1 pseudogene is annotated in these 333 nt (G+C 53.5%); it reads left to right on the top strand.

What is annotated here, in order from left to right:
* A pseudogene (locus tag ACYVTD_RS18550) lies at window positions 1–333 on the top strand (V-type ATP synthase subunit B); the annotation flags it as partial.

Below are 333 nucleotides of genomic sequence, written 5' to 3' on the forward strand. Positions count from 1 at the left end.
GGCTTCATGAAGGTACAGTATCGCTTCAGGTTTTCGCAGGCGGTCGCGGTATCTCCACAGGCGATACAGTGCGCTTCTTGGGACGCCCCATGCAGGTTGCGTACTCTGAAAACCTTATGGGCAGGGTGTTCACAGGTTCCGGCAAACCGCGCGATAACGGTCCCGAATTAACGGACAATAAAATCCCGATAGGCGGACCTTCCGTAAATCCGTCACAGCGTATTATTCCGCGCAAAATGATCCGCACGGGCATCCCGATGATCGATCTGTTTAACACATTGGTCGTTTCGCAGAAGTTGCCGATTTTCTCCGTCTCAGGCGAGCCGTACAACG

It is taken from the genome of Treponema sp. R6D11, from assembly GCF_054786075.1.